This window comes from Caballeronia sp. LjRoot31 (assembly GCF_964253885.1).
GTDB lineage: Bacteria > Pseudomonadota > Gammaproteobacteria > Burkholderiales > Burkholderiaceae > Caballeronia.
In genome coordinates this window covers 157,862-179,168 of sequence record NZ_CAXURX020000003.1, presented here as the reverse complement: position 1 = coordinate 179,168, position 21,307 = coordinate 157,862, and the positions used below count along the sequence as shown (strand labels likewise).

The 21,307-nt window shown below is 57.4% G+C and carries 19 protein-coding genes; 11 read left to right on the top strand and 8 right to left on the bottom strand.

Going from position 1 to position 21,307, the window contains the following annotated elements:
- Positions 1-58: 58 nt before the first annotated feature.
- The 3 genes from ACSQ8V_RS29555 to ACSQ8V_RS29545 form a co-directional block, all read right to left on the bottom strand.
- A complete protein-coding gene (locus tag ACSQ8V_RS29555; protein WP_436208146.1) occupies positions 59-997 on the bottom strand; it encodes a quinone oxidoreductase family protein in 939 nt (312 codons plus the stop codon).
- A gap of 99 nt (positions 998-1,096) precedes the next feature.
- Complete coding sequence (locus ACSQ8V_RS29550) at positions 1,097-1,636, bottom strand: hypothetical protein (RefSeq protein ID WP_436208145.1); 540 nt, start codon at positions 1,634-1,636, stop codon at positions 1,097-1,099.
- A gap of 294 nt (positions 1,637-1,930) precedes the next feature.
- Positions 1,931-2,827 carry a LysR family transcriptional regulator gene (locus ACSQ8V_RS29545; RefSeq protein ID WP_213764961.1) on the bottom strand — a complete coding sequence of 299 codons (897 nt, stop codon included), beginning with the start codon at positions 2,825-2,827 and terminating at the stop codon, positions 1,931-1,933.
- Between the two features lie 143 nt (positions 2,828-2,970).
- Here ACSQ8V_RS29545 and ACSQ8V_RS29540 point away from each other — a divergent pair, with 143 nt between their 5' ends.
- Complete coding sequence (locus ACSQ8V_RS29540) at positions 2,971-4,104, top strand: NADH:flavin oxidoreductase (RefSeq protein WP_436208144.1); 1,134 nt, start codon at positions 2,971-2,973, stop codon at positions 4,102-4,104.
- Positions 4,105-4,498: 394 nt separating this feature from the next.
- Here the strand turns inward: ACSQ8V_RS29540 and ACSQ8V_RS29535 are convergent, their stop codons facing one another.
- From ACSQ8V_RS29535 to ACSQ8V_RS29515, 5 genes are all read right to left on the bottom strand, one after another.
- Positions 4,499-5,515, bottom strand: coding sequence for a zinc-binding alcohol dehydrogenase family protein (locus ACSQ8V_RS29535; RefSeq protein WP_436208143.1), 1,017 nt, complete (start codon positions 5,513-5,515; stop codon positions 4,499-4,501).
- A gap of 45 nt (positions 5,516-5,560) precedes the next feature.
- A complete protein-coding gene (locus tag ACSQ8V_RS29530; protein ID WP_436208142.1) occupies positions 5,561-6,460 on the bottom strand; it encodes a LysR family transcriptional regulator in 900 nt (299 codons plus the stop codon).
- Positions 6,461-6,716: 256 nt separating this feature from the next.
- Positions 6,717-7,448 (bottom strand): glutathione S-transferase family protein, encoded by a 732-nt coding sequence (locus ACSQ8V_RS29525; protein ID WP_213764964.1) that lies wholly within the window; start codon positions 7,446-7,448, stop codon positions 6,717-6,719.
- A gap of 1,140 nt (positions 7,449-8,588) precedes the next feature.
- Positions 8,589-8,840 (bottom strand): hypothetical protein, encoded by a 252-nt coding sequence (locus ACSQ8V_RS29520; protein WP_436208141.1) that lies wholly within the window; start codon positions 8,838-8,840, stop codon positions 8,589-8,591.
- A 117-nt stretch (positions 8,841-8,957) separates the two neighbouring features.
- Positions 8,958-9,839, bottom strand: coding sequence for an NmrA family NAD(P)-binding protein (locus ACSQ8V_RS29515; RefSeq protein ID WP_436208140.1), 882 nt, complete (start codon positions 9,837-9,839; stop codon positions 8,958-8,960).
- Positions 9,840-10,481: 642 nt separating this feature from the next.
- On the opposite strand from ACSQ8V_RS29515, the gene ACSQ8V_RS29510 reads away from it, so the two are divergent.
- The 10 genes from ACSQ8V_RS29510 to ACSQ8V_RS29465 all read left to right on the top strand — a co-directional run bounded on the left by ACSQ8V_RS29510 (position 10,482) and on the right by ACSQ8V_RS29465 (position 21,290).
- On the top strand, positions 10,482-12,815 hold the full coding sequence (locus ACSQ8V_RS29510; RefSeq protein WP_436208139.1) for a bifunctional salicylyl-CoA 5-hydroxylase/oxidoreductase: 2,334 nt from the start codon (positions 10,482-10,484) through the stop codon (positions 12,813-12,815).
- Positions 12,812-13,594, top strand: a complete 783-nt coding sequence (locus ACSQ8V_RS29505; RefSeq protein WP_436208138.1) for an SDR family NAD(P)-dependent oxidoreductase — start codon at positions 12,812-12,814, stop codon at positions 13,592-13,594. The genes ACSQ8V_RS29510 and ACSQ8V_RS29505 overlap by 4 nt, the downstream gene beginning before the upstream one ends.
- The gene (locus ACSQ8V_RS29500; protein ID WP_436208137.1) at positions 13,522-14,130 is read left to right on the top strand and encodes a MarR family winged helix-turn-helix transcriptional regulator; all 609 of its coding nucleotides are present in this window, start codon (positions 13,522-13,524) and stop codon (positions 14,128-14,130) included. The genes ACSQ8V_RS29505 and ACSQ8V_RS29500 overlap by 73 nt, the downstream gene beginning before the upstream one ends.
- 34 nt (positions 14,131-14,164) lie before the next feature.
- Positions 14,165-15,013 carry an enoyl-CoA hydratase family protein gene (locus ACSQ8V_RS29495; protein ID WP_436208136.1) on the top strand — a complete coding sequence of 283 codons (849 nt, stop codon included), beginning with the start codon at positions 14,165-14,167 and terminating at the stop codon, positions 15,011-15,013.
- Between the two features lies 1 nt (position 15,014).
- Complete coding sequence (locus tag ACSQ8V_RS29490) at positions 15,015-16,220, top strand: acyl-CoA dehydrogenase family protein (RefSeq protein WP_436208135.1); 1,206 nt, start codon at positions 15,015-15,017, stop codon at positions 16,218-16,220.
- Positions 16,217-16,684: an acyl-CoA thioesterase gene (locus tag ACSQ8V_RS29485; RefSeq protein ID WP_436208134.1), complete on the top strand. Its 468-nt coding sequence runs from the start codon at positions 16,217-16,219 to the stop codon at positions 16,682-16,684. Before ACSQ8V_RS29490 ends, ACSQ8V_RS29485 begins: the two co-directional genes overlap by 4 nt.
- Positions 16,681-17,076, top strand: a complete 396-nt coding sequence (locus ACSQ8V_RS29480; protein WP_436208133.1) for a RidA family protein — start codon at positions 16,681-16,683, stop codon at positions 17,074-17,076. The genes ACSQ8V_RS29485 and ACSQ8V_RS29480 overlap by 4 nt, the downstream gene beginning before the upstream one ends.
- Before the next feature lie 48 nt (positions 17,077-17,124).
- On the top strand, positions 17,125-18,783 hold the full coding sequence (locus ACSQ8V_RS29475; RefSeq protein ID WP_436208132.1) for an AMP-binding protein: 1,659 nt from the start codon (positions 17,125-17,127) through the stop codon (positions 18,781-18,783).
- Positions 18,784-18,940: 157 nt separating this feature from the next.
- Positions 18,941-19,078, top strand: coding sequence for a hypothetical protein (locus ACSQ8V_RS29470; RefSeq protein ID WP_436208131.1), 138 nt, complete (start codon positions 18,941-18,943; stop codon positions 19,076-19,078).
- Positions 19,079-19,355: 277 nt separating this feature from the next.
- Complete coding sequence (locus tag ACSQ8V_RS29465; RefSeq protein WP_436208130.1) at positions 19,356-21,290, top strand: SMP-30/gluconolactonase/LRE family protein; 1,935 nt, start codon at positions 19,356-19,358, stop codon at positions 21,288-21,290.
- Positions 21,291-21,307: the final 17 nt, after the last annotated feature.

The following is a 21,307-nucleotide window of genomic DNA, read 5'->3' as shown; positions in this document are numbered from 1 at the left end:
TGTTGCCCGATACGGGAGTTGATATGAAGTCTGGTGAAAGGCACAGGCGCCCGCAAGATCAAGCGTCTATCCAGGGCTTTAACACAATTTTGCCCGTTGAACGTCTCGCCTCCATGGTTCTGTGAGCTTCGGCGGCCCCACTCAATGGCAGGCGACTGGCCAACTGCACATTGAGCTTGCCGGAAACAACCAGTTCTATCAGGGCGTTGAATGCGTCGATTGATTGTCGGGGGCGTGCGGCAAACCACTGTCCCACATAATATCCAGTGACCGTTTGATTCTGAGTGAGCAGCGCTCGCGGAGCCAGCGTCGCTGGTTCGCGACTCGCGCTGCCATAGATGACCAGGCGTCCGAACGGCGCCAGTGCGGATAAGCTTTGCTGGAATGCCTTACCTCCGGCCATGTCCAGTACAACGTCCGCGCCTTTACCACTAGTGACCTGCTTTACCTGTTCGGCCCAATCGTCTACGGTGTAGTCAACCGTATGACTCGCGCCGCGCTCCATCAGTAGTTCACGTCGTTCGGCCGTGCTCGCACCTGCGATCACATTAGAGGCGCCAAAGATCCTGGCCAATTGGAGTGCATATGATCCGACTCCGCCAAGGGCGCCAGGTATAAAGACACTTTCACCCGGCTGCAATTGGGCTGCTTCCTTGAGGACTTGGTAAGCGGTGACGCCCGCGACTACCAGCGTACAGGCAATGTCGAGATCGAAGCTCGACGGAAGGGGCATGACTTGAGCTCGATCAGCTACCGCGAATTGAGCGTAACCTCCTTTTCCGCCGCCTCCAAGTAAAGCAAAAACGCGGTCTCCGATTGCCAGATCGTGTACTTCAGATCCCAGTGCTTCCACGAAGCCAGCCACTTCGCCTCCGAGAATTGCCGGCAGGGGCGTGGGCACAGGATAGGGATCGTTTCGACGGCGCACTATGTCTGCATAGTTGACACTAACAGCCTCTACCCGGATCAAGATTTGATTGGGTGCAGGGACAGGCACAGGCACTTCTTCAACGCTGAGTACATCTGGCGTTCCATACGAGTGAATAACGACGGCCTTAATAACGGTTCTCCGATAGGCAGATGAAGGGAGTTTCGCCTACGGCTTGGCTGCGGGAGGGATCGGCAAAGCGATGTCGGTTGCCATTCGCCATCCATCAGGTGTCCTGACCCACTCCAGAATCATCAGAAACGGCTTCGGTACCGGAGTTTGGCCGGCGTATCCGACTGTGATCTGAACTGGCACGTATGTCTGTGCCACGTCCTTGGACAGAGCAACTATTTTCTCCGAAGCGTAGTCGGGATCTATACGGAAGGCACCTTTGAATAATTCACCGAAATGTAAGACTACGGTGTCCTTGCTCCAAAAGCCGGCCCATCCGCCCTCGGCTTGCGTGGCCGTCTTTGCAACAAAAAGAGTAGATGGGGAATCCCATAAAAGATCGCTCACCGCGTGGAGATCATGGTGATTCTCTTTATCAATGAGTGTTTTGTAGAGGTCTCGTATTGAGACGGAGTCTTGGCTGTCAATCATCATTGTGTACTGCGTCGAAACCTCATGTGCCGCCCGCGTGGGACTGGTAAGCAAGAAGCCTGACAGGGTCGCGGCCCCCAAAAAAACACGCATGAGCTTGGACACTCTGAATTCCCTAAGAAATTGCTATTACCTCGACGACTGCAAGGAGCGCAGAACAAAGGGGAATCGTAGTGATGGCATACACGCGTATCAAGCGCAATTCGTGCAAGACGTTCGTGTCAAGCCGGGGGCAATCCCGCTTGATCGTTGTCTCACGAAGCGAGTGGCGCGGAGCAATCGGATTGAGCGAGGCGCAAGGGACGGTGCAGCCGGCGTACCATGCGTCCTGGATGCTTCAGGGCGCCTATGACGTGATCGTGCGATGTTCTCGACCGGGACCATGATCAACGGGCTGACTCACCGCGATGCGTTAAAAGCATCAGTGAACCATTCAATAAATACGCGCAGCTTGCTTGGTAAATGACGGTTCTGTTGATAGATCAAGCTGACTGTACGAGTGGGGGCGCGAAACCCGGAGAGTATTTCCTTCAGTGCACCGCTGCGAATGAACGGCAAAAGCGTATAGTCGGATCCGCTGACAATGCCGAGACCTGCTATGCCGCATGCAAGATATGCATCAGCGTCGTTAACAGCGATTTTCCCGCGGACGGTGACTGACTCCAACGTTTCGTCTACCATGAAATCCCACTCGCGGAGGCGGGCCCCGTTGTTCCAGACGTAGTTCACAACAATGTGGTTGCCGAGTTCTTTCGGTGTTTTCGGCTCGCCGAATTTCTCGATATAGGCGGGTGATGCGCACGTAATTCTGGAGACTTCACCAATATGCTTGGCAACCAGCAATAAGTCTTGCAGGGGACCGACGCGGATTGCGCAATCAACGGCTTCCTCGACGAGGTCCACGCGTCGATCGGACATCAACAGTTCGATGTCAATGTCAGGAAATTGCTCGAAAAAAGAGGGCAGCGCTGGAATCAAAACCCCTTTTGCCAACGAAGCGGGCAAGCTTATCTTCAATCGGCCTTGTGGCGTGCGGCGCGCGTCCGACGCGGCGGCGTCCATGTCTTCCACTTCACTGAGTACTCGAATACAACGCTCGTAATACGCCATTCCTTCGTCTGTGGCGCTTACGTTACGCGTTGTTCGATTCAGCAGCTTGACGCGGAGATGAGATTCGAGCGCCTGCACCATCCTGGACGCAACCCCCGCCGTCACTTGCAAGCTCTCCGCGGCTCGAGCGAAGCTTGACATCTCCACCACACGCGTAAACACCTTCATCGAAAACAGCCGGTCCATCGGATTCCTTTGGTTCGGGCGATGATTTTTTCAATCAACTATGTGCGATTTGACAATGTGATATCGGCAGAAAGTTGCTGAATCATTTCTCAGGGGCAGTCCTATTATGAGGGCTCGCGCTCCAATTTTTTTGGGGAATCGCAGTGGTGCTTTCGGCCAGCCCGACTTACCCTCATATCGAAAAAATGATCCCGCATCTCCTGAAACCATGGTCCTGCAAGACACTATCACTCGAAAACCGGATAGTGATGGCGCCGATGACGCGAAAGAAAAGTCCTCAAGGTGTTCCTGGACCCGACGTTGCGGCTTATTATCGCCGTCGCGCTGAGGGCGGAGTTGGACTTATCATCACAGAGGGAACGACCGTCGACCGGCAAGCCGCCTCTTTTGACTCTAACATTCCCAACATACACGATCCGGTCAGCATTGCTGGCTGGAAAAACGTCGTCTCCGAAGTCCACGCAGCGGGCGGAAAAATCTTCGTTCAATTATGGCACGCGGGCTCGTTAAGACCGATGGGGAGCGGCCCCAATCCCGACGCCCGTTCAGAAGGTCCGAGCGCTACAACGGAGCATATTGACGCGATGTCGGACGAAGCTATCGCGGACACTGTCGAATCGTTCGGCCGGGCTGCGGCTACAGCGCGGCAAATAGGCTTCGATGGGGTCGAAATTCACGCAGCGCATGGTTACCTGATTGATCAATTCCTATGGAGCGAGAGCAACCGCCGCACGGATCGATATGGTGGAACAGCGCAAGGGCGAACGAGGTTTGCAAGCGAGATCGTTAAGGCGGTCCGTGCGTCTGTTGGTCCGGGCTACGTCATTTCTTTGCGAATTTCGCAATGGAAGCTTCAGGACTACGATGCAAAAGTTGCTAGTAATCCAAAGGAACTTGAAGCGATTCTCACACCACTGGCGGATGCTGGCATAGATATCTTCCACGGCTCAGCGCGCCGATTTTGGGACCCGGCATTTTCCGGATCGGATTTAAGCCTTGCCGGTTGGACCAGAGAAATTACTGGCTTGCCGTCAATCACGGTCGGATCAGTCGGGCTTGAAGGGGGAGACGTAATAGGCGCGTTACGCGGCGGTCCGGATCGAGCCACGGCCGCGTCCCTGGCTGATGTTGAGCGTCGCATGGCCATGGGAGAATTTGATCTTGTTGCCGTTGGGAGGGCGTTGCTAGTCGATCCACTCTGGTTGCAAAAGGTCCGCGACAACCGCTTGGAAAGTTTATCGCCATTCGACCGAAGTGCTTTGTTAACGCTAGCTTGAGCAAAGCAAAAGAATACCCACCGTGCAGGCACGCCTGGCAAAACTGTCCCTGGCTCGTATTGGCTTAAGGCTCAACGGGTTATGGGCGGTAATGGCGCAGTTGACTGTCACGCTAATGTATCTTCACTTCCCCTGCTTGCAACTGGGGTCTTGTCCATTGTGACGGCGGTCCAGATTTACATTGCCCGTTCTCTCACCCGTAAAAACACATGAGAACGCAGCCGCGTTTCTTCCCGGAAGAAGGACACGTGTCTCAGGTCAGATGGATCACCCGCGTCGGTAGAACTTCCTTCTCCGAGTGCACAACGAACCTTCGCCCAAGCCACAGGTAATGATCGGAGTACGAATCATTAAAAGAGGGCGCCGCGCTACGGCCGTGCCGCGGGTTTCCCTTCTAGAAACCTGCCAGTGTGAGCTTCCCGATTACCCGTCCTTTCTCGAGAAGACGGTGCGCTTCTCTCACATTTTTGGCGTTGATCAACCCGAGATTGCACCCCAAGGTCGTTCCGATCGCTGTCGCATCAACCAGGTCAGCAATCGTCGAAAGGATGACGTGCTGAGCTATCATGTCCGATGTGCAAAAGGATGAGCGCGTAAACATCGATTCCCAATGGAACGAAACGCTTTTCGCCTTAAGCAATTCAACTGGAAGCGGCCGCTCGTTTTCGACAATCGAGCAAATGGCGCCCTGCGGTTTGATGATATTGGCAGCGGTAGAAAAATGCCTGTCGATGCTGTTGAGAATAAGTACGTAATCAACTGCGTCTATGCCGAGCGCTACCAATTGCGCCAGCATGTCACCGAAGTGATTGATCACGTGATCCGCGCCGAGTTTTTTTACCCAGTTGCCTGATTCCGGCCGCGAGGCTGTTGCGATTACCTCTAACCGCGCGACTTTCTTAGCGAGCTGAATAGCGATCGAACCGACTCCGCCGGCGCCCCCTATCACCAGCACTGATTTGCCGGAGTCCCCTCCGCTTGTGGACACTCCCAGCCGCGAGAACAGCGCCTCCCAGGCTGTGATTGAAGTTAGCGGGAGTGCCGCTGCCATTGAAAAATCCAGGGATTTCGGCTTCTTGCCGACGATGCGCTCATCGACCAGATGGTATTCGCTGTTTGAACCTTGACGTGTGATGCTACCTGCATAAAACACAGCATCGCCCGGGCGAAACAGCGTTACTTTCGAGCCTACCGCTTCTACTACGCCAGATGCGTCCCAGCCGAGCACTCGCGGCGTCTTCTCAACCTGATCCTTGGGAGAGCGAACCTTTGTATCAATCGGGTTTATGCCAATAGCCTCGATCTTGACGAGCAGGTCGTGACCGTCGGCATCTGGTTTTTCGAGCTCGACATCGATCAGCGATTCGGGATCAGAGATCGCCAGATAACGCATTAGTGCGACTGCTTTCATTGTTTGTTGCCTCTCACCTATCGTGATACGAGTGCGGCATTGGCATTAGTCCAATTCGTCGAACATCTCGACGAGCCAGTCTATGAAAATCCGCAGACGCTGACTAAGGTGGCGGTTGCGTGGATACACGACGTGATATGGATAGGGTGGCGGTTGCCACCTTTCGAGGAATGGGACCAGTTGGCCCGTTGCTATGTAGGGCCGAACCTTGAAAGAAAAGATGTGAATGACACCGACTCCAGCCAGACCGGCCGCAAGATGGGCATTGCCCTCATTCACACTTAAAAATGCGTTGGGTTGTACTTCAGTCGCCTCAGCGCCTGTGCCGAACGGTGATGGTACGATGCGCCCCGTTCGTGGTGAGACGTATCGCACGAGCGTATGGTTTTGCTCAAGATCTTCGATATTGGAGGGTGTCCCGTGGCGCTTCACATATTCAGGTGAAGCGCACGTCGTCCAGCTCGCGCGGCCAACTTCTCGTGCCACGAGCGATTCGTCGTGCATCGGGCCGCCTCGAATGGCGCAGTCAATGCCATCCTGAATCATGTCGGTCAAGCTGTCGCGAACGCATAGATCTACTTCAACGTTTGGATACTTCTCATGGAACCGGGAAAGGGCCGGTATGACAAAGCTGCTTGCTAGTGAGGCGCTTATCCCGATCCTGATCTTTCCCGCGGGGTTAGCATTTTGCACCGCAAACGAATTATTGATTTCGTCCAGCGCCTGGATGATAGGCAGCGTACTGTCGTAATAGTGAGCGCCTTCTGGCGTCACTGCGACAATGCGCGTTGTCCGCCGCAGGAGCTTGATTCGCAATTCCGCTTCAAGCTCCTGAATCATTTTGCTTGCGGTTGCCAGAGGAATCCCTAGCGAGTCCGCCGCTTTTGTGAATCCGCCTGTCTCGACTACCCTCGCGAAGACCCGAATCGCCATCAAGTTGTTCAACGGTATCCTCCGACGAAGGTTGCCCTCTGTTTCACTCTCGGCGCGAGCAGGAATATCCACAGCTTGACCGTCAAACATGCTGTGAGTATTGCCCGCCCGGGTTACAGATGACCTGAATGTCCGGTCAACCGGGCAGGAACCAGCTAGATTTTGACTAGCATACTTGAAAAGGCGACGCGTTCACCTTGGTTGTTTAGAACTACTGGCGCCACCGCGACACCCTGGCAGGTTCGTCTCTATGCTTTGAGCCGCCGCATCAGCTCGCGGACGATGCGGCGGCTTTGGCATTAAGATAAGCCAGCAGTGGTTCGAGGCGTGGAAGATCTTCGGCAAGGAGATCCTTGCCGCTACGGTTTTTGATGCCTGGACGCTCGTCCAACCTGGCTCGCCACTCCACCAGGGCGGTATGGTCCGCCGGAACCGTCAATCCTGCGTAATCCCCGTGCATCAAGGCGGCCCAAACAGTGATATCCGCGACGGAAAACTGATCGCCTGCGACGTAGGGTTGAGTTTGCAGGACGCTGTCAAAATATTTCATTCCCGCTATCGCCCGTTCCCCGTGTTTGTCGCCCCATTGTTTGCGGAAAGCCCAGTCTGCACTCTTGAAGGCTTCGTTGGCTTTGCCGAGTCCCGGCGTCGAGTGGTGAAAAAATACCCCTATGCCATCGATCAACTGATGGTCCGCGCGCTTTTGCATCATGTGGATCACCGCTTTTTCCCGAGGCGTGCGTCCGGTGAGGATCGGGTTCCCGTCGAGGTTGTCGAGATACTCTGTGATTGCAATACACTCGCCGATAAACGTGCCGTCGTCGAGCTCAAGAACGGGAACTGTCGAGGTCGGATTCTTCTCGCGGAACGGACCTTTTTGATGCTCTGCATCGTAGAGTTTCACGCGAACAAACTCCACCTGGGAGTCCATTCCCTTTTCCGCTAACACGATGCGAATGCGAGCCGGGTTGGGGAAACCTGTGATGTCATGGATCTTCATTAAAACCACCTTTTAAATGGGTCTGTCGGCAAAAAAGTTTTTGGACGGTGAGGCGATGACCGAACAGGAGCCGCGTCCATTGCGGCAACGCCGATTGCGCAACGCTCGACTCAAGGAGATGAGAGCCAGCTTGACTTGCATGCCTCGACTCTCAGCGGCACGAAGCCGGATTTCATAAAGATGAGGATGCCGAATTACATGGTCACTCATTTGAATGATGTATGTACGCGGTGAGTCAGATATTCAGCGCTAGCATGCATCGCGTCCGGGCATATATCGCGAGGCCGAACGAAGTGTAGGCGCGCGTTGAAACAAAATAAACGCGGTATTCTGGAAACATTATCCACGGTGGTGGATAGTCGAAATGCCGGTTCAACGAGCATGCGGACCTGGAGAACATCTTCATGCGCTTCAGGCGAGCAAGGCTGCTGAACTTGCGGTTCCCAAATCAGCAGGGGTGTTTAGCAAACGGTTGGCGCGGCCGAATTTCCGGGTCAACGGACGTTAAGATTAGCGGGGCTTGAATCAATGCGCAGCAAGTACCTGGTTGTGCAGGCGAGTTCGTGACTGCGGGGCGGCGCCGCCTGCGTCCAAATGACTTGAGGTTGCACAGCGATAGTATTTAGCCTATTTTTCCTTTGATCCGGGTGCAGCATGTTCGGCCCCAGCAGCTTGTATTCGGTACTTGCGCTAAATCTCATCGCGAGCCTACTGATGATTCGTCTTACGACGATGTTGCTTACAATCGGGCGCGGGGAAGGTAGCGGAACGAAAGGGCTCATATCGAGCGTGTCATCGGCAGTCGGACGACCGTTGATGTGGGTGCCAGCCCTGAAAAATTGACGTTCAATTGCTCAGTTCAGGTTTCCTTCTTCGCAAGCGATGTACTCAATTTGCTGGATAAAGCCACGCCCGAGGCCTCCATGCTGTGCCGAAGTGGTGGCAGCCGGCAAGGGGCACGCGCTATCAGCCGCGGTACCATGCGTCGACGCCTGATCACGCATGGAACCGCGGCGTGAATCCCGAAGATCCAAAGAAGAGCGGCATGGACGCTCGGCTGTTCAACTCCTTCAACCGATCTCAGATCGATCAGAGCGGAGACTGGCCCGTTCCACGTGCTGGCGGACAGATATCATCGCTTTACGAATTCAGATCCGTCGAGAAAGCGAGCTCCTTTTGTGAACGCAGAAGTGCAAGACGTTCGATCAGTGAAGCCTCAATATGCTGATACGCATCGCTTCCCAGTACCAGTCTCCGTGGAGCCGGCTTGAGTTCGCAGGAAGCAATCATTGCTTGCGCCATCTTGACCGGATCACCGATGAGAATCTTTTCGCCATGAAGCGCAATCGCGCGACGGAAATCGCCTACGGGCGTGTCCTCATGGATTTTCATGGGAGTGGTGTCGGACAAGGAGGGCTGGCAGGCGTCTCGCTTGCTTGGCGCGCTGCTCGAACTGACAATTCGGCGATCGCTATTTGCGCCACGGCCTTTCTGCATACGTGACAAAACTTACTGCTCGAATACATGACGGTGTGCCTTCACGAAGTCGCCAACGGTTTGGGGAGCTTGTCCGGTGATCTCGCCGATGACACCGTCCACGCCGGCAAAAATTCCGTTCTGGTAATCGATGGCGATCGCGAGGAAGTGCTGGATCAAAAATTCCGGCAGAGCGTATTTCTTCAAATGCTCGCGATATTGTTCGATGGTCGACGGACTGTAGGTGATCTTGCGGCCGAGCACCTTGCCGACCTCATCGGCAATCTCTTGTTGGCTAAGCTCGACGGGCCCGAACAGCGGATAGGTCTTCCCGATATGGCTGGACGGTTGTGTGAGGACGATGGCGATCAGGCGAGCCTGATCCTCGGCAGCGATGGGGGCATGGCGCCCGCTACCGTACGGCAGCGTGATCTTGCCTTCCTGCACGATCTGATCGCGCACCCACGGAAAAACCAGCCATTCGGAGAAGAACGTCGGGCGAATGTGGACGGTTGGCACGCCAGACCAGTCGAGTACACGTTCCGCGATCCAATGATCGCGCGCAGCGTGACTCTCCGAATCTCGCCGGGCGGAAATTTGCGACATTTCGACCACAATTTCGACACCTGCGCGCTGCGCAGCGTCCGCAAAATACGCGGTCGCCTGGATGTAGCCCGGATGCACGGGATAGCACAAGTACGCACCCGTCACGCCGTCCATCGCGCGCAAAACGTCGTCATGCTCGAGAAGATCACCGACGATGACCTCGGCGCCTTCATCCCGCAGCGTTGTGCTCCGCTCGTCTTCCTGATGCACAAGAGCCCGAACCGCATGTCCGTCCTTGAGAAGATGACGAATGGTGTGGACGCCCGTTTTACCGGTGGCACCGGTGATGAGGTATTTACGTTGCTGCATGGTTAATTCTCCAATTAAGGGTACGCGCACGGGTCACACGTGCAGGGGATTGTTAACACCGATATTCGATTCACCGTGGTCAGAAATTCACTTTGGTATGTCGTAAAGTGCATATGCACTTTATGAGTCGAATGATCTCATCGAGGTGTTGCTTGAGTCCTGCAGGACCGGTAATGAAGCGGCGGGGTCTGCAATGATTCGGAACATCGTGACGGTGGGTAGTTGCGACCCCGGATTCGTCACGGCCTTTCGCGCTCCGTGATCCTATTTCATATGGATTATTGTCATAATCCATATGAAAGTCAACGAGTCCTTGAAATTCCATCGTGGCGTAGGTTTCCTGGTATTCGATTTTCCCAAGAACGTTCGTTCGCGCGCCTCGGTCGTCCGGCGCGACGGAAGCCGCCGTGAAGCTACAGGATGCGATGCTGATCCATTACGTGGGTTGGCAGCCGTGCCGCGGACGGCGCCAATCCAACCACTCCCCATTGCGAAGACGTTTGACCCTTCTCATTTTCCGCCGACACCTTTAATTTTTGCGATCAAACCGTCGGGAGAATGATCGGCTTCTTTTATGAATTTACTTGACACCTAAACTATCGAGGCTTAAATTAAAACTGACTCTTCAGCCTGGAGCGCACTATGCGCATCGTTTGTATTGGTGGCGGCCCCGCGGGTCTGTACTTTGGCTTGCTGATGAAGAAGCAAAATCCCGCTCACGACGTGACGGTAGTGGAGCGCAATCGCCCCTACGACACCTTCGGCTGGGGCGTGGTGTTCTCCGACCAGACGCTCGGCAACCTGCGTCGTGCGGACGAGGCGAGCGCGGCCGCCATTCTCGATGCGTTCAACCACTGGGACGACATCGACATCCATATCAACGGCCGCACTCAGCGCTCGTCCGGACACGGTTTCTGCGGCATTGGCCGTAAGCGCCTGTTGAACATTCTTCAGGAGCGGGCGGAGGAACTTGGCGTAAAGCTGGTGTTTGAAACACAGGTCGCGAGTGACGAAGCGTATGAAGCCGACCTCATCATTGCGTGCGACGGCGCCAACAGCGTCGTGCGCACGAAGTACGCGGCCACCTATAAACCTGACATCGATCTGCGCGACTGCCGCTTCGTCTGGCTTGGCACGGACAAGCTGTTCGATGCCTTCACATTCGCGTTCGAGAAGACCGAGTTCGGCTGGTTCCAGGCGCATGCGTATCGTTTCGACGACCACATGTCCACGTTTATCGTGGAGGCGCCTGAGCGGGTCTGGCGTGCAGCCGGCCTGGACGAAATGAGCAAGGAAGACGGCATCGCATTTTGCGAGCGGCTCTTCGCCAGGTATCTCGACGGTCATGCGCTCAAGTCCAACGCACACCATTTGCGCGGCTCCTCGCAGTGGATCCGGTTTCCGCGCATCGTGAACGAAACGTGGGTGCATGACCGCGCGAATAGCGATGGCAGCGTGACGCCGATTGTGCTGATGGGCGATGCCGCGCACACGGCGCACTTCTCGATTGGCTCTGGCACCAAGCTCGCGCTTGAAGATGCGATCGAACTGACGAATAGCATCGCGGCGCATCCGGGCGATCTGCCGGCCGCCCTTGATCACTACACTGACGTACGCAGCGGTGATGTCCTGCGCATCCAGAACGCCGCGCGCAACTCTACGGAGTGGTTCGAAAACGTGGACCGGTACGCGTCCTTCGAGCCGGAGCAATTCGCTTATTCCCTGCTCACGCGCTCGCAGCGCATCTCCCATGAAAACCTGCGTTCACGCGACGCCGCGTATCTTGCCGAGTTTGAAAACTGGATCGCAAAGCGTTCGGGGCTTGATATAGACAGCGGCAGCAAGCGCTCCGTCCCGCCGATGTTCACACCCTTCACCGTACGCGGCGTGACGCTGAAGAACCGCGTGGTGGTTTCTCCCATGGCCCAGTACTCGGCTGTCGATGGCATCGCGGGGGACTACCATCTGATGCATCTCGGCGCCCGCGCCATGGGCGGCGCTGCACTGGTGATGACGGAGATGACCTGCGTTTCTCCCGAGGGTCGCATCACGCCCGGTTGCCCCGGTTTGTACAACAGCATGCAACGCGACGCGTGGCGGCGCATTGTCGACTTCGTGCATCGTGAGAGCGATGCGAAGATCGGCATCCAGTTGGGTCATGCTGGCGCGAAGGCATCGACGCGCGTGAGTTGGGAAGGGATAGACAAGCCGCTTGAAGAGGGCAACTGGCCAATCGTGTCGGCGTCGCGGCAGCAGTATTTGAAAGGCATCAGTCAATGGTCGCGCGCAGCCACCGCCGACGATCTGCACGAGATCAAGGCGCAGTTCGTGCGGTCGACCGAGCTTGCCGCAGACGCTGGTTTCGATTGGCTTGAACTGCACTGCGCGCACGGTTATCTGCTGTCCGGTTTCCTCTCCCCGCTCACGAATCAACGCGACGATGAATATGGCGGTTCGTCCGCGAACCGTCTGCGTTTTCCGATCGAAGTATTCAATGCGATCCGCGCAGCGTGGCCCAAGGACAAGCCCATTTCCGTGCGCATTTCGGCGCACGACTGGGTGGATGGCGGCATCACGCCCGACGACGCCGTGCTGATCGCGCGAGCATTCAAGGAAGCAGGTGCGGACATGATCGACGTATCGTCGGGACAGGTGAGCAAGGAAGAGAAGCCGGTCTATGGCCGCATGTTCCAGACGCCTTTCTCGGATCGCGTGCGCAACGAAGCAGGCATTGCGACCATCGCGGTCGGGGCGATCTCGGAAGCAGATCACGTGAACAGCATCATTGCAGCGGGCCGCGCCGACCTCTGCGCCGTCGCGCGTCCGCATCTTGCCAATCCTTCGTGGACACTCGATCAGGCCGCGAAGCTTGGTTATGTCGATATCACCTGGCCGAAGCAGTATTACGCCGCGAAGTCGCAGCTCGAGCGCAGCTATGAACGTGAGCGCGCGCAGCGTGCGGAGGGCGAAGCATGAACACGGGCACTTATGCGCTCGACGGCCAGCACGCAGTCGTCACAGGCGGTGGGAGCGGTATTGGCGCTGCCATCGCGCATGCGTTGGTAACAGCCGGCGCGCAGGTCACGCTGATGGGCCGGGATGCGGCGCGGCTCGCGTATCAGGCTGAAGTCCTGAGCGAAGCCGGAGTCGTGCATGTGCAGAGCGTCGATGTCACGTCCGCCGATTCGGTCGCTACGGCGTTTGCTGCTGCGCGCGAGCATGGTTTTATCGACATCCTCGTGAACAATGCGGGCCAAGCCGAAGCCGCGCCGTTTGCGAAGACGGATCTGGCGCTGTGGAAACGCATGCTCGACGTGAATCTGACCGGTGTGTTTCTCTGCACGCAAGAGGTCTTGCCAGGAATGCTCGAACGCCGCAGCGGGCGCATTGTCAACGTAGCGAGTACCGCGGGCCAAGTAGGTTACGCCTACGTTGCCGCGTATTGCGCAGCCAAGCATGGCGTGATCGGCATGACGCGCTCACTTGCGCTAGAAGTTGCCACGCGTGGTGTGACTGTCAACGCCGTGTGTCCCGGTTTTACCGAAACCGGACTGCTCGAACAGTCGATCGAAAAGATCGTTGCGCAGACCGGACGTAGCGAGGACGAAGCACGCGAAGCACTGCTGCGATCCAATCCGCAACGTCGCTTCGTGACGCCTGATGAAGTCGCCAGTTCCGCGTTATGGCTCTGCTTGCCGGAGTCGCGATCGATCACCGGCCAGACCATTTCTATTTCAGGTGGAGAAGTAATGTGAACAAGCCCGCTGCCCGCACGGTTAAACCCGCCGCGCCCGAAAAGGCCAAGGCCGCCGGTAACGTTGTCGACCTTGAGATGAGCACGGGCGTAGACAGCCACATGGGACTGCGCTTGTGGCTGCGCATGCTGACCACCACAAATCTTGTGCAGGCCGAGCTGCGCCGCCGCCTGCGCGCCGAATTCGATACCACGTTGCCGCGCTTCGACCTGATGGCGCAACTCGAACGCCATCCCGAAGGCCTGAAGATGAACGAGCTTTCGCGACGGCTGATGGTCACCGGCGGCAACGTGACTGGGCTCACCGACCAGTTGGAGAAGGAAGGTTTTGTGGTGCGCGATACCGATCCGAACGACCGCCGTTCGTTTGCAGTGCGCCTCACTGCCCATGGCCGCGAATCGTTCGATCGCATGGCGCGTGCGCATGAGCAATGGGTCGTCGAATTGTTCGGCGGACTGCCGCTTGCTGACAAGGCGCGCATGCACCAGAAGCTGGGCAAGCTCAAGCAGCACTTGCGCGAGCGCACGGATTCGTGAAGCCTGGCAAAGCACACAGATACGGAGATAGTCGATGAACGACAACACCGCCGCGCTTTTTGCCGGCAACCGCACGACCCTTGGCGACTATCGCGCGCAGCATTTTGGCTGGACGGTAGAGCAAGGCGTGGGGACGATCACCCTTGACCGGCCCGAGCGCAAGAATCCGCTGACGTTCGAATCGTATGCGGAGTTGCGCGACCTGTTCCGCCAGCTCGCTTACGCCACCGACGTAAAGAGCATCGTGATCCACGGCGCCGGAGGCAACTTCTGCTCGGGTGGCGACGTGCACGACATCATCGCGCCGCTCGTCGACTTGCCCATGCCCGAGTTGCTCATGTTCACGCGCATGACGGGAGACCTCGTCAAAGCGATGCGGCATTGCCCGCAACCGATTGTCGCGGCTGTCGATGGCATCTGCGCCGGAGCAGGGGCGATCCTGGCGATGGCTTCGGATATGCGGCTAGGCACCGCGCGCAGCAAGCTTGCGTTCCTGTTCACCCGTGTGGGACTGGCGGGTTGCGACATGGGCGCGTGTGCGATCCTGCCGCGCATCATCGGTCAGGGAAGAGCGGCTGAACTGCTTTTCACCGGACGTTCGGCAAGCGGCGATGAGGGTTTCGCGTGGGGCTTCTATAACCGTCTATGTGAGCCCGACGAGGTTCTGCGTGAAGCTCAATTGCTCGCCATCGATCTTGCCTCGGGGCCGACCTTCGCCCACGGCATCACGAAGAAGATGTTGCATCAGGAGTGGAGTATGAGCATCGACGACGCGATCGAATCCGAAGCACAGGCGCAGGCAATCTGCATGGCGACCAACGATTTCGGCCGCGCGTATCGCGCATTCGCTGCGAAGACGCGGCCCGTGTTCGAGGGAGATTGAGTTGGCCAATCCTCAAACAACATCCGACGCTTTCCACGAAGCCCTCGCGTGGCCGTTCTTCGAAGCAAGGCATCGCGAACTCGGTGTACGCATTGACGCATGGGCGGCGGAACACCTGGCAGACACTCATGCCGACCATGCGAACGTCGATGCGATCTGCCGCCGTCTCGTACGTGAACTCGGTGAGGCAGGGTGGTTGCGTTATGGCATAGGCGGCACCGCTTACGGCGGACACGGTGACACCATCGACACGCGCGCTGTTTGCCTGCTGCGCGAAACGCTTGCTCGTCACAGCGGCCTTGCCGACTTCGCGCTTGCGATGCAGGGACTCGGATCGGGCGCAATTTCGCTCGGCGGCAACGAAGCGCAAAAGCAGCGTTATCTGCCGCGCGTGGCGAGCGGCGAGGCAATCGCGGCGTTTGCGCTGACTGAACCCGATGCAGGCTCGGACGTCGCGGCGCTCGCGCTAAGCGCTCGTGAAGACGGCGATTCATACGTGCTCGATGGCGAGAAGACCTGGATCTCGAATGGTGGCATCGCGGACTTTTACGTGGTGTTCGCCCGTACCGGTGAGGCGGCGGGCGCGCGTGGCATCAGCGCGTTTATCGTCGATGCGGATACGCCGGGACTGCGCATTGCCGAACGGCTCGATGTGATCGCGCCGCATCCGCTAGCGCGCCTTTCTTTCGAAAACGCTCGCGTGCCGCGTACCGCTTTACTTGGCAATCGCGGCGAAGGTTTTAAGCTTGCGATGCGCACACTCGATATCTTTCGCACATCGGTTGCAGCCGCGTCGCTTGGCTTTGCGCGGCGAGCGATGAGCGAAGGTATTGAACGCGCCGCATCGCGCAAGATGTTCGGGCAGACGTTGGGCGACTTTCAATTGACGCAGGCGAAGCTGGCGCAAATGGCGCTCACCATCGACAGCTCCGCGTTGCTGGTTTATCGGGCTGCGTGGCTGCGCGATCAGGGCAAGTCCGTTACGCGTGAAGCTGCATTAGCGAAGTGGCACGCGAGCGAGGGCGCGCAGCAGGTTATCGATGCAGCCGTGCAATTGTGGGGCGGTAGCGGCGTGCAAAGCGGTGCTGTGGTGGAGCAACTGTATCGGGAGATTCGTGCGTTGCGCATCTACGAGGGCGCGACCGAAGTGCAGCAGTTGATTGTCGGGCGAGACCTGCTCAAGGCTCATGCCGTGAGGAACGCATGACGGAATCATCGAGCCATTTCGAGCGGCCCGTGCGTATTCGCTTTTCGCATTGCGATCCCGCTGGCATCGTATTTTTTCCGCAGTATCTCGTGATGACCAATGCGCTGGTAGAGGACTGGTTCAACGAGGCACTCGACATTGACTATGCCGCGATGATCGGCACGCGCCGCGTCGGCTTGCCGATCGTGAAGCTCGATTGCACGTTTTCAAAGCCGAGCCGGATGGGCGACACGCTCATGCTGTCGCTGACGCTTGAACGTATAGGCGCTCGTTCTGTCGGGATTGTGATTGACGCGCAGTCGCATGGCGAAACGCGCTTTCTTGCGCGTCAGGTGCTTGTGACAACGTCGCTTGAGTCTGGGGCGTCGATCGATATCCCCGATGACGTTCGCGCCGCGCTGACACGCTTCAACCCCGCAGCGCTTGCGGAAGTAAGAGAACAGACAAAGGAGACACGTTCGTGAAAAAAGCATTGCTCCCACCCGGCTGGGTCAAGCCGCGCGGATACGCGAACGGTGTTGCCGCGCGTGGCACGCAGGTCTTCATAGCAGGACAGATCGGCTGGGACGCGCAAGGGCGCTTCCAGAGCAGCGAATTCGCGGCGCAAGCGCATCAGGCGCTGGCCAACATAGTCGCGGTGCTCGACGCCGCGGGAGGGCGCCCGGAGCATCTCGTGCGGCTGACCTGGTACGTGACCGACAAGCGCGAATACCTCGCCGCGTTAAGGGACGTGGGGAGCGCATTTCGAGAACTGATCGGCAACTACGACATTGCAATGAGCGCCGTGCAGGTGGTCGCGCTCATTGAAGACGAAGCCAAGGTGGAGATCGAAGCCACCGCCGTTATTCCAGATTAACAACTGTCGCTTATTTCGTCGCTTATCTCGTCGCTTTCGGAGCTCACCATGGAACCTTCGGCTCACGTCGATACGTTTTCTCGCGACAACTTGCCGCCGCCCGGCGAGTGGCCGCAGTTTCTGCTCGACAACCCCGACGTCTCCTATCCGGCGCGTCTGAATTGCGCAGTCGAATTGCTCGACCGGATAATCGATGATCATCCGGAACGTGGGCAGGGCGCACGGCCCGCGATCTGGTCGGACGTCGATGGTACTGCGCACGCGACCACGTACAGCGAATTGCGCACGCGCGTGAACCAGGCAGCGCATGTGCTGACCGGAGTGATGGGGCTGGTGCCGGGCAACCGCATTTTGCTGCGCGGACCGAATACGCTGCACATGGCAATCGCATGGCTTGCGTCCTTGAAGGCGGGTCTCGTGGTGGTGCCTACCATGCCGCTTCTGCGCGCCAAGGAACTGAAGCAGATTATCGACAAGGCTCAGGTTTCAGCCGCCTTATGCGACGCACGACTGGTCGATGAACTCGCGCAATGCAGCGACCCCGCCAACGCGTACTTTTGCGAAAGCCTGCTGAAAACAAGGCTCTTTCATGACGATGGCCCCGATTCCGTCGATACGATCGCCTTGCTTCAACCCACCGAGTACACGGCAGTGGACACCGCTGCCGACGACGTCTGCCTGATCGCATTTACCAGCGGCACGACGGGAATGCCGAAGGGTTGCATGCATTTTCATCGCGATGTGCTTGCGATGTGCGACTTGTTTCCGCGCCATATTCTCAAGCCCACCGCCGACGATATATTCTGCGGCACGCCTCCGCTAGCGTTCACCTTCGGGCTGGGTGGCTTGCTGTGTTTTCCGTTGCGCGCGGGGGCATCGTCGGTATTGATCGAGAAGTTGACGCCGGAGACGCTGCTGCAAGTGGTCGAGCGTTTTCGCGCAACGATCATGTTCACGGCGCCGACGTTCTATCGGCAAATGGCGGGCGTCGCGTCGCGTTTCGATTTGTCGAGCCTTGGAAAAAGCGTCTCGGCTGGCGAAGCGTTGCCGGATGCCACGCGCAAGCTCTGGCGGCAGGCCACGGGTTTGCAAATGATCGATGGAATTGGCAGCACTGAAATGATCCATATTTTTGTGTCGTGCGCCGAGGGACAGACGCGCGACCGGGCGATCGGGCGCGCGGTGCCGGGCTACGTGGTGCAGGCAGTGGACAACAACATGCAGTCTGTTCCGGTTGGCGAGGTCGGAATGCTCGCGGTAAAAGGGCCGACCGGGTGCCGCTATCTAAGCGACCCGCGGCAGCTTAGTTTCGTCCGCGATGGGTGGAACCTTCCGGGTGATTCGGTTCGTATCGATGCCGATGGTTACGTCTTTTATCAGTCCCGCGCCGACGACATGATCATCTCGGCCGGCTATAACATTTCCGGTCCTGAAGTGGAAAGCGCGCTGCTGTTGCATGAAGCGGTGGCGGAGTGCGGGGTCGTTAGCGTGGCCGATGACGAGCGCGGGCAAATTGCCAAGGCGTTCGTGGTTCTTCGTGCTGGATTTGTAGCGAGCGACGCGCTGGTGGTGCAGCTACAAACCTTCGTGAAGGAAGAGATCGCACCGTACAAATATCCGCGCGCGATTGAATTTGTCGATGCCTTGCCTCGCACCGAGACCGGCAAGCTGAAGCGGTTTGCGTTGCGCGCACTGGCGGGGTCTTGATGTGAACACGTAGCTTTCGTTGATGCCCGATCTCGACTGCGGGTGGAGAGATCGGGCCGCTTGCTGGCGGTCCGGCTCGACGCCGAATGCATGATCCCTCCTCGTACGCGCAATCACTTACGTTGATCAAATGCTCGACGCCGAAGGCGCTTGGCCTATGAACATATTTCCGGCAAGTAATTGCATCGGTCAATTCGTCACGCATGGCGCACCCATCATAGTGGTGTTTCGGGCGGCCGTGGCGCATTCATCCATCGCCAATGCCATTACATTAAAGCGCGCCATTTATTTTTGATTTTTTATTGACGGCTTTTCAGCTATTTTCGATTTGCGATCAGTTATCGCAGTATTGCCTCACGATGAGTAAAAAATTACTATCGGACGGTTTTCGGGAAAATCTGCCCTTTTTAAAGCATAAAGGTCACATGGCATATGCGCTGTAGAACTGCATCGATCGTAAGCAACAAAATCCTCCGCTGAACGCGCGCGACGAACCCATGTGAGGTCCGGCCCAAGGGGATTTCATTGCCGCGCATCCTCCACGCTGGATGACCATCAGGAGACCATTGTTCATGTTGAGAAAACGCATTCGTGCCGCATTTGTTGCCGCTGTGCTGATCGCGGCAATTACGCCGGAGTGTCAGGCGCAATACACCACTGACTGGATAGCGAACACGTATGGAACGAATTCCACCTATGTCGGCAATGGTGCTCGTTCCATATGGGTAGCGCCCGAGGGAATTATTTATACCGCTTCCCTGTGGGACGAAAACGAAGGCGGCGTCGCCATATATGGCAACCGCAAAAACATGGGTTCCATCGGTTTGCACAACGAGTTCCAGGGCAGCGCCATTACGGGCAATGCAACTTCAATCTTTGCTGCCTTGCAATACGACAGGACTATCGGCAGTGGCTGGGTAGGGCGATATAACCGAACCAGTAAAACACGCGATCTCTCCATCCCCGTCAGTGCGACAACGACCCAGACCCGCGGCGATGTCGTTACCGGACTAGCAACATCCGGCTCTCTCCTTTATGCGAGTGATTTCCCGGGAAATCGCGTGCGGGTCTTCACCACCGACGGCGTCTGGCAGAGCGATATCAATGTGGCCGCGCCCGGCGCGCTCGCCTTGGACAGCGCCGGCAATGTCTGGGTCGCGCAAGAGAATGCCGGCGCGATTGTCGAATTCAGCCCGGCCGGCGCAGCGTTGAACACGATCCAGATGCCACCCACGTCCCGTCCGAGCGCGCTGTATTTCGACGCAACGGCTGGACAGCTTTTAGTCGGCGATGAAGGGCCGGACATGAACATCAAGATCTACCAGATCGCGGGCGTTTCAACCCAGCCAACCCAGGTCGGCACGTTCGGCATTCAGGGCGGATATCTCGACACCACGACTGGAATCAAAGGCCAGGTCGGGGACAGGCGCTTCACCCGCGTTGCGGGCATCGGCAAGGACTCCGCCGGCAACCTGTATGTCCTCAACAACCCGTGGGGTGGAACCTGGGATCTCGGCCGCAACGGCAATAGCGACATCTACGCCTACGACAGCTCAGGCATTCTGCGATGGAAGCTTCAGGCACTGAACTTTGAAGGCAACGGCGCACCGGACCCCGCTACAGATGGCGCGTATTTCTACGGAGGCTTCAACGTCTACACGGGCACTGCCGGCGGAACGTTCGTGGCGAACACCGTCGATCCGATTGACTACCCGTCCGATCCACGAATCGACATCAACGACACCCAGCGCGGCGAGCACTTCGCGCAAATCGCTACCGTCGGCGCAAACCGGATCCTTGTGGCAGCCGGCCAGAATCCGGGGATCTTTTATTTCTTTCACTTCAACGCGGCCAATGGTTACATCGCCATACCGGACGGGTCGCTGCCTGGCACGGCGTTCAATGCGACCGCATTGATCACGGGAGGATTCAGTCTCGACAGCAATGGAAACGTCTGGGCCGGCCCGGACCGGACGAACCGCATCTATTACTACCCGCTGACCGGCTTTGATGCCGACGGTAAACCGAGCTGGGGAGCAGGCATTGCATACGCCACGCCGAGGACCATCCTGCCATTGACGCGGATCATCTATCTTGCCGATAGCGACACCATGATCCTCGCGCAAGGCATAGTCGGGAGCACGGACTGGACCTCGATAGGAACGCGTGTCGAGGTGTATCACGGTTGGCTCGCAGGCAACCAGCGCTCGCCGAATCCGGTGATCAACCTCACCAGCGCCAATCCGAAATCGATCACGGCAGCCGGCAACTATCTGTTCGTCGGCTACGTAAACACCGCGCCCAACATCGACGCCTTCAATCTCGCCACGGGGAGCCTGGACACTACATTCACCAATAGCAGCCCCACGACAGTGGACGTGGGCAACAACGTTGATTCGATGTACGGCCTGAGGTCATACCTGCGATCGACCGGTGAGTACGTGGTCACGAAGGACAACTATAACAATTCGAGCATCATTGTTTATCGTTGGACCCCGGGGTCATAGCCGGAATCGCTGATTGC

Bases quoted from the DNA above. Each gene is read 5' to 3' on its own strand.
- ACSQ8V_RS29520 (WP_436208141.1), bottom strand. From the start codon at position 8,840: ATGAAAATCCATGAGGACACGCCCGTAGGCGATTTCCGTCGCGCGATT.
- ACSQ8V_RS29475 (WP_436208132.1), top strand. From the start codon at position 17,125: ATGGAACCTTCGGCTCACGTCGATACGTTTTCTCGCGACAACTTGCCG.
- ACSQ8V_RS29500 (WP_436208137.1), top strand. From the start codon at position 13,522: ATGGCTCTGCTTGCCGGAGTCGCGATCGATCACCGGCCAGACCATTTC.
- ACSQ8V_RS29495 (WP_436208136.1), top strand. From the start codon at position 14,165: ATGAACGACAACACCGCCGCGCTTTTTGCCGGCAACCGCACGACCCTT.
- ACSQ8V_RS29465 (WP_436208130.1), top strand. From the start codon at position 19,356: ATGTTGAGAAAACGCATTCGTGCCGCATTTGTTGCCGCTGTGCTGATC.
- ACSQ8V_RS29525 (WP_213764964.1), bottom strand. From the start codon at position 7,448: ATGAAGATCCATGACATCACAGGTTTCCCCAACCCGGCTCGCATTCGC.
- ACSQ8V_RS29535 (WP_436208143.1), bottom strand. From the start codon at position 5,515: ATGAAAGCAGTCGCACTAATGCGTTATCTGGCGATCTCTGATCCCGAA.
- ACSQ8V_RS29515 (WP_436208140.1), bottom strand. From the start codon at position 9,839: ATGCAGCAACGTAAATACCTCATCACCGGTGCCACCGGTAAAACGGGC.
- ACSQ8V_RS29505 (WP_436208138.1), top strand. From the start codon at position 12,812: ATGAACACGGGCACTTATGCGCTCGACGGCCAGCACGCAGTCGTCACA.
- ACSQ8V_RS29545 (WP_213764961.1), bottom strand. From the start codon at position 2,827: ATGGACCGGCTGTTTTCGATGAAGGTGTTTACGCGTGTGGTGGAGATG.
- ACSQ8V_RS29510 (WP_436208139.1), top strand. From the start codon at position 10,482: ATGCGCATCGTTTGTATTGGTGGCGGCCCCGCGGGTCTGTACTTTGGC.
- ACSQ8V_RS29470 (WP_436208131.1), top strand. From the start codon at position 18,941: ATGAACATATTTCCGGCAAGTAATTGCATCGGTCAATTCGTCACGCAT.
- ACSQ8V_RS29485 (WP_436208134.1), top strand. From the start codon at position 16,217: ATGACGGAATCATCGAGCCATTTCGAGCGGCCCGTGCGTATTCGCTTT.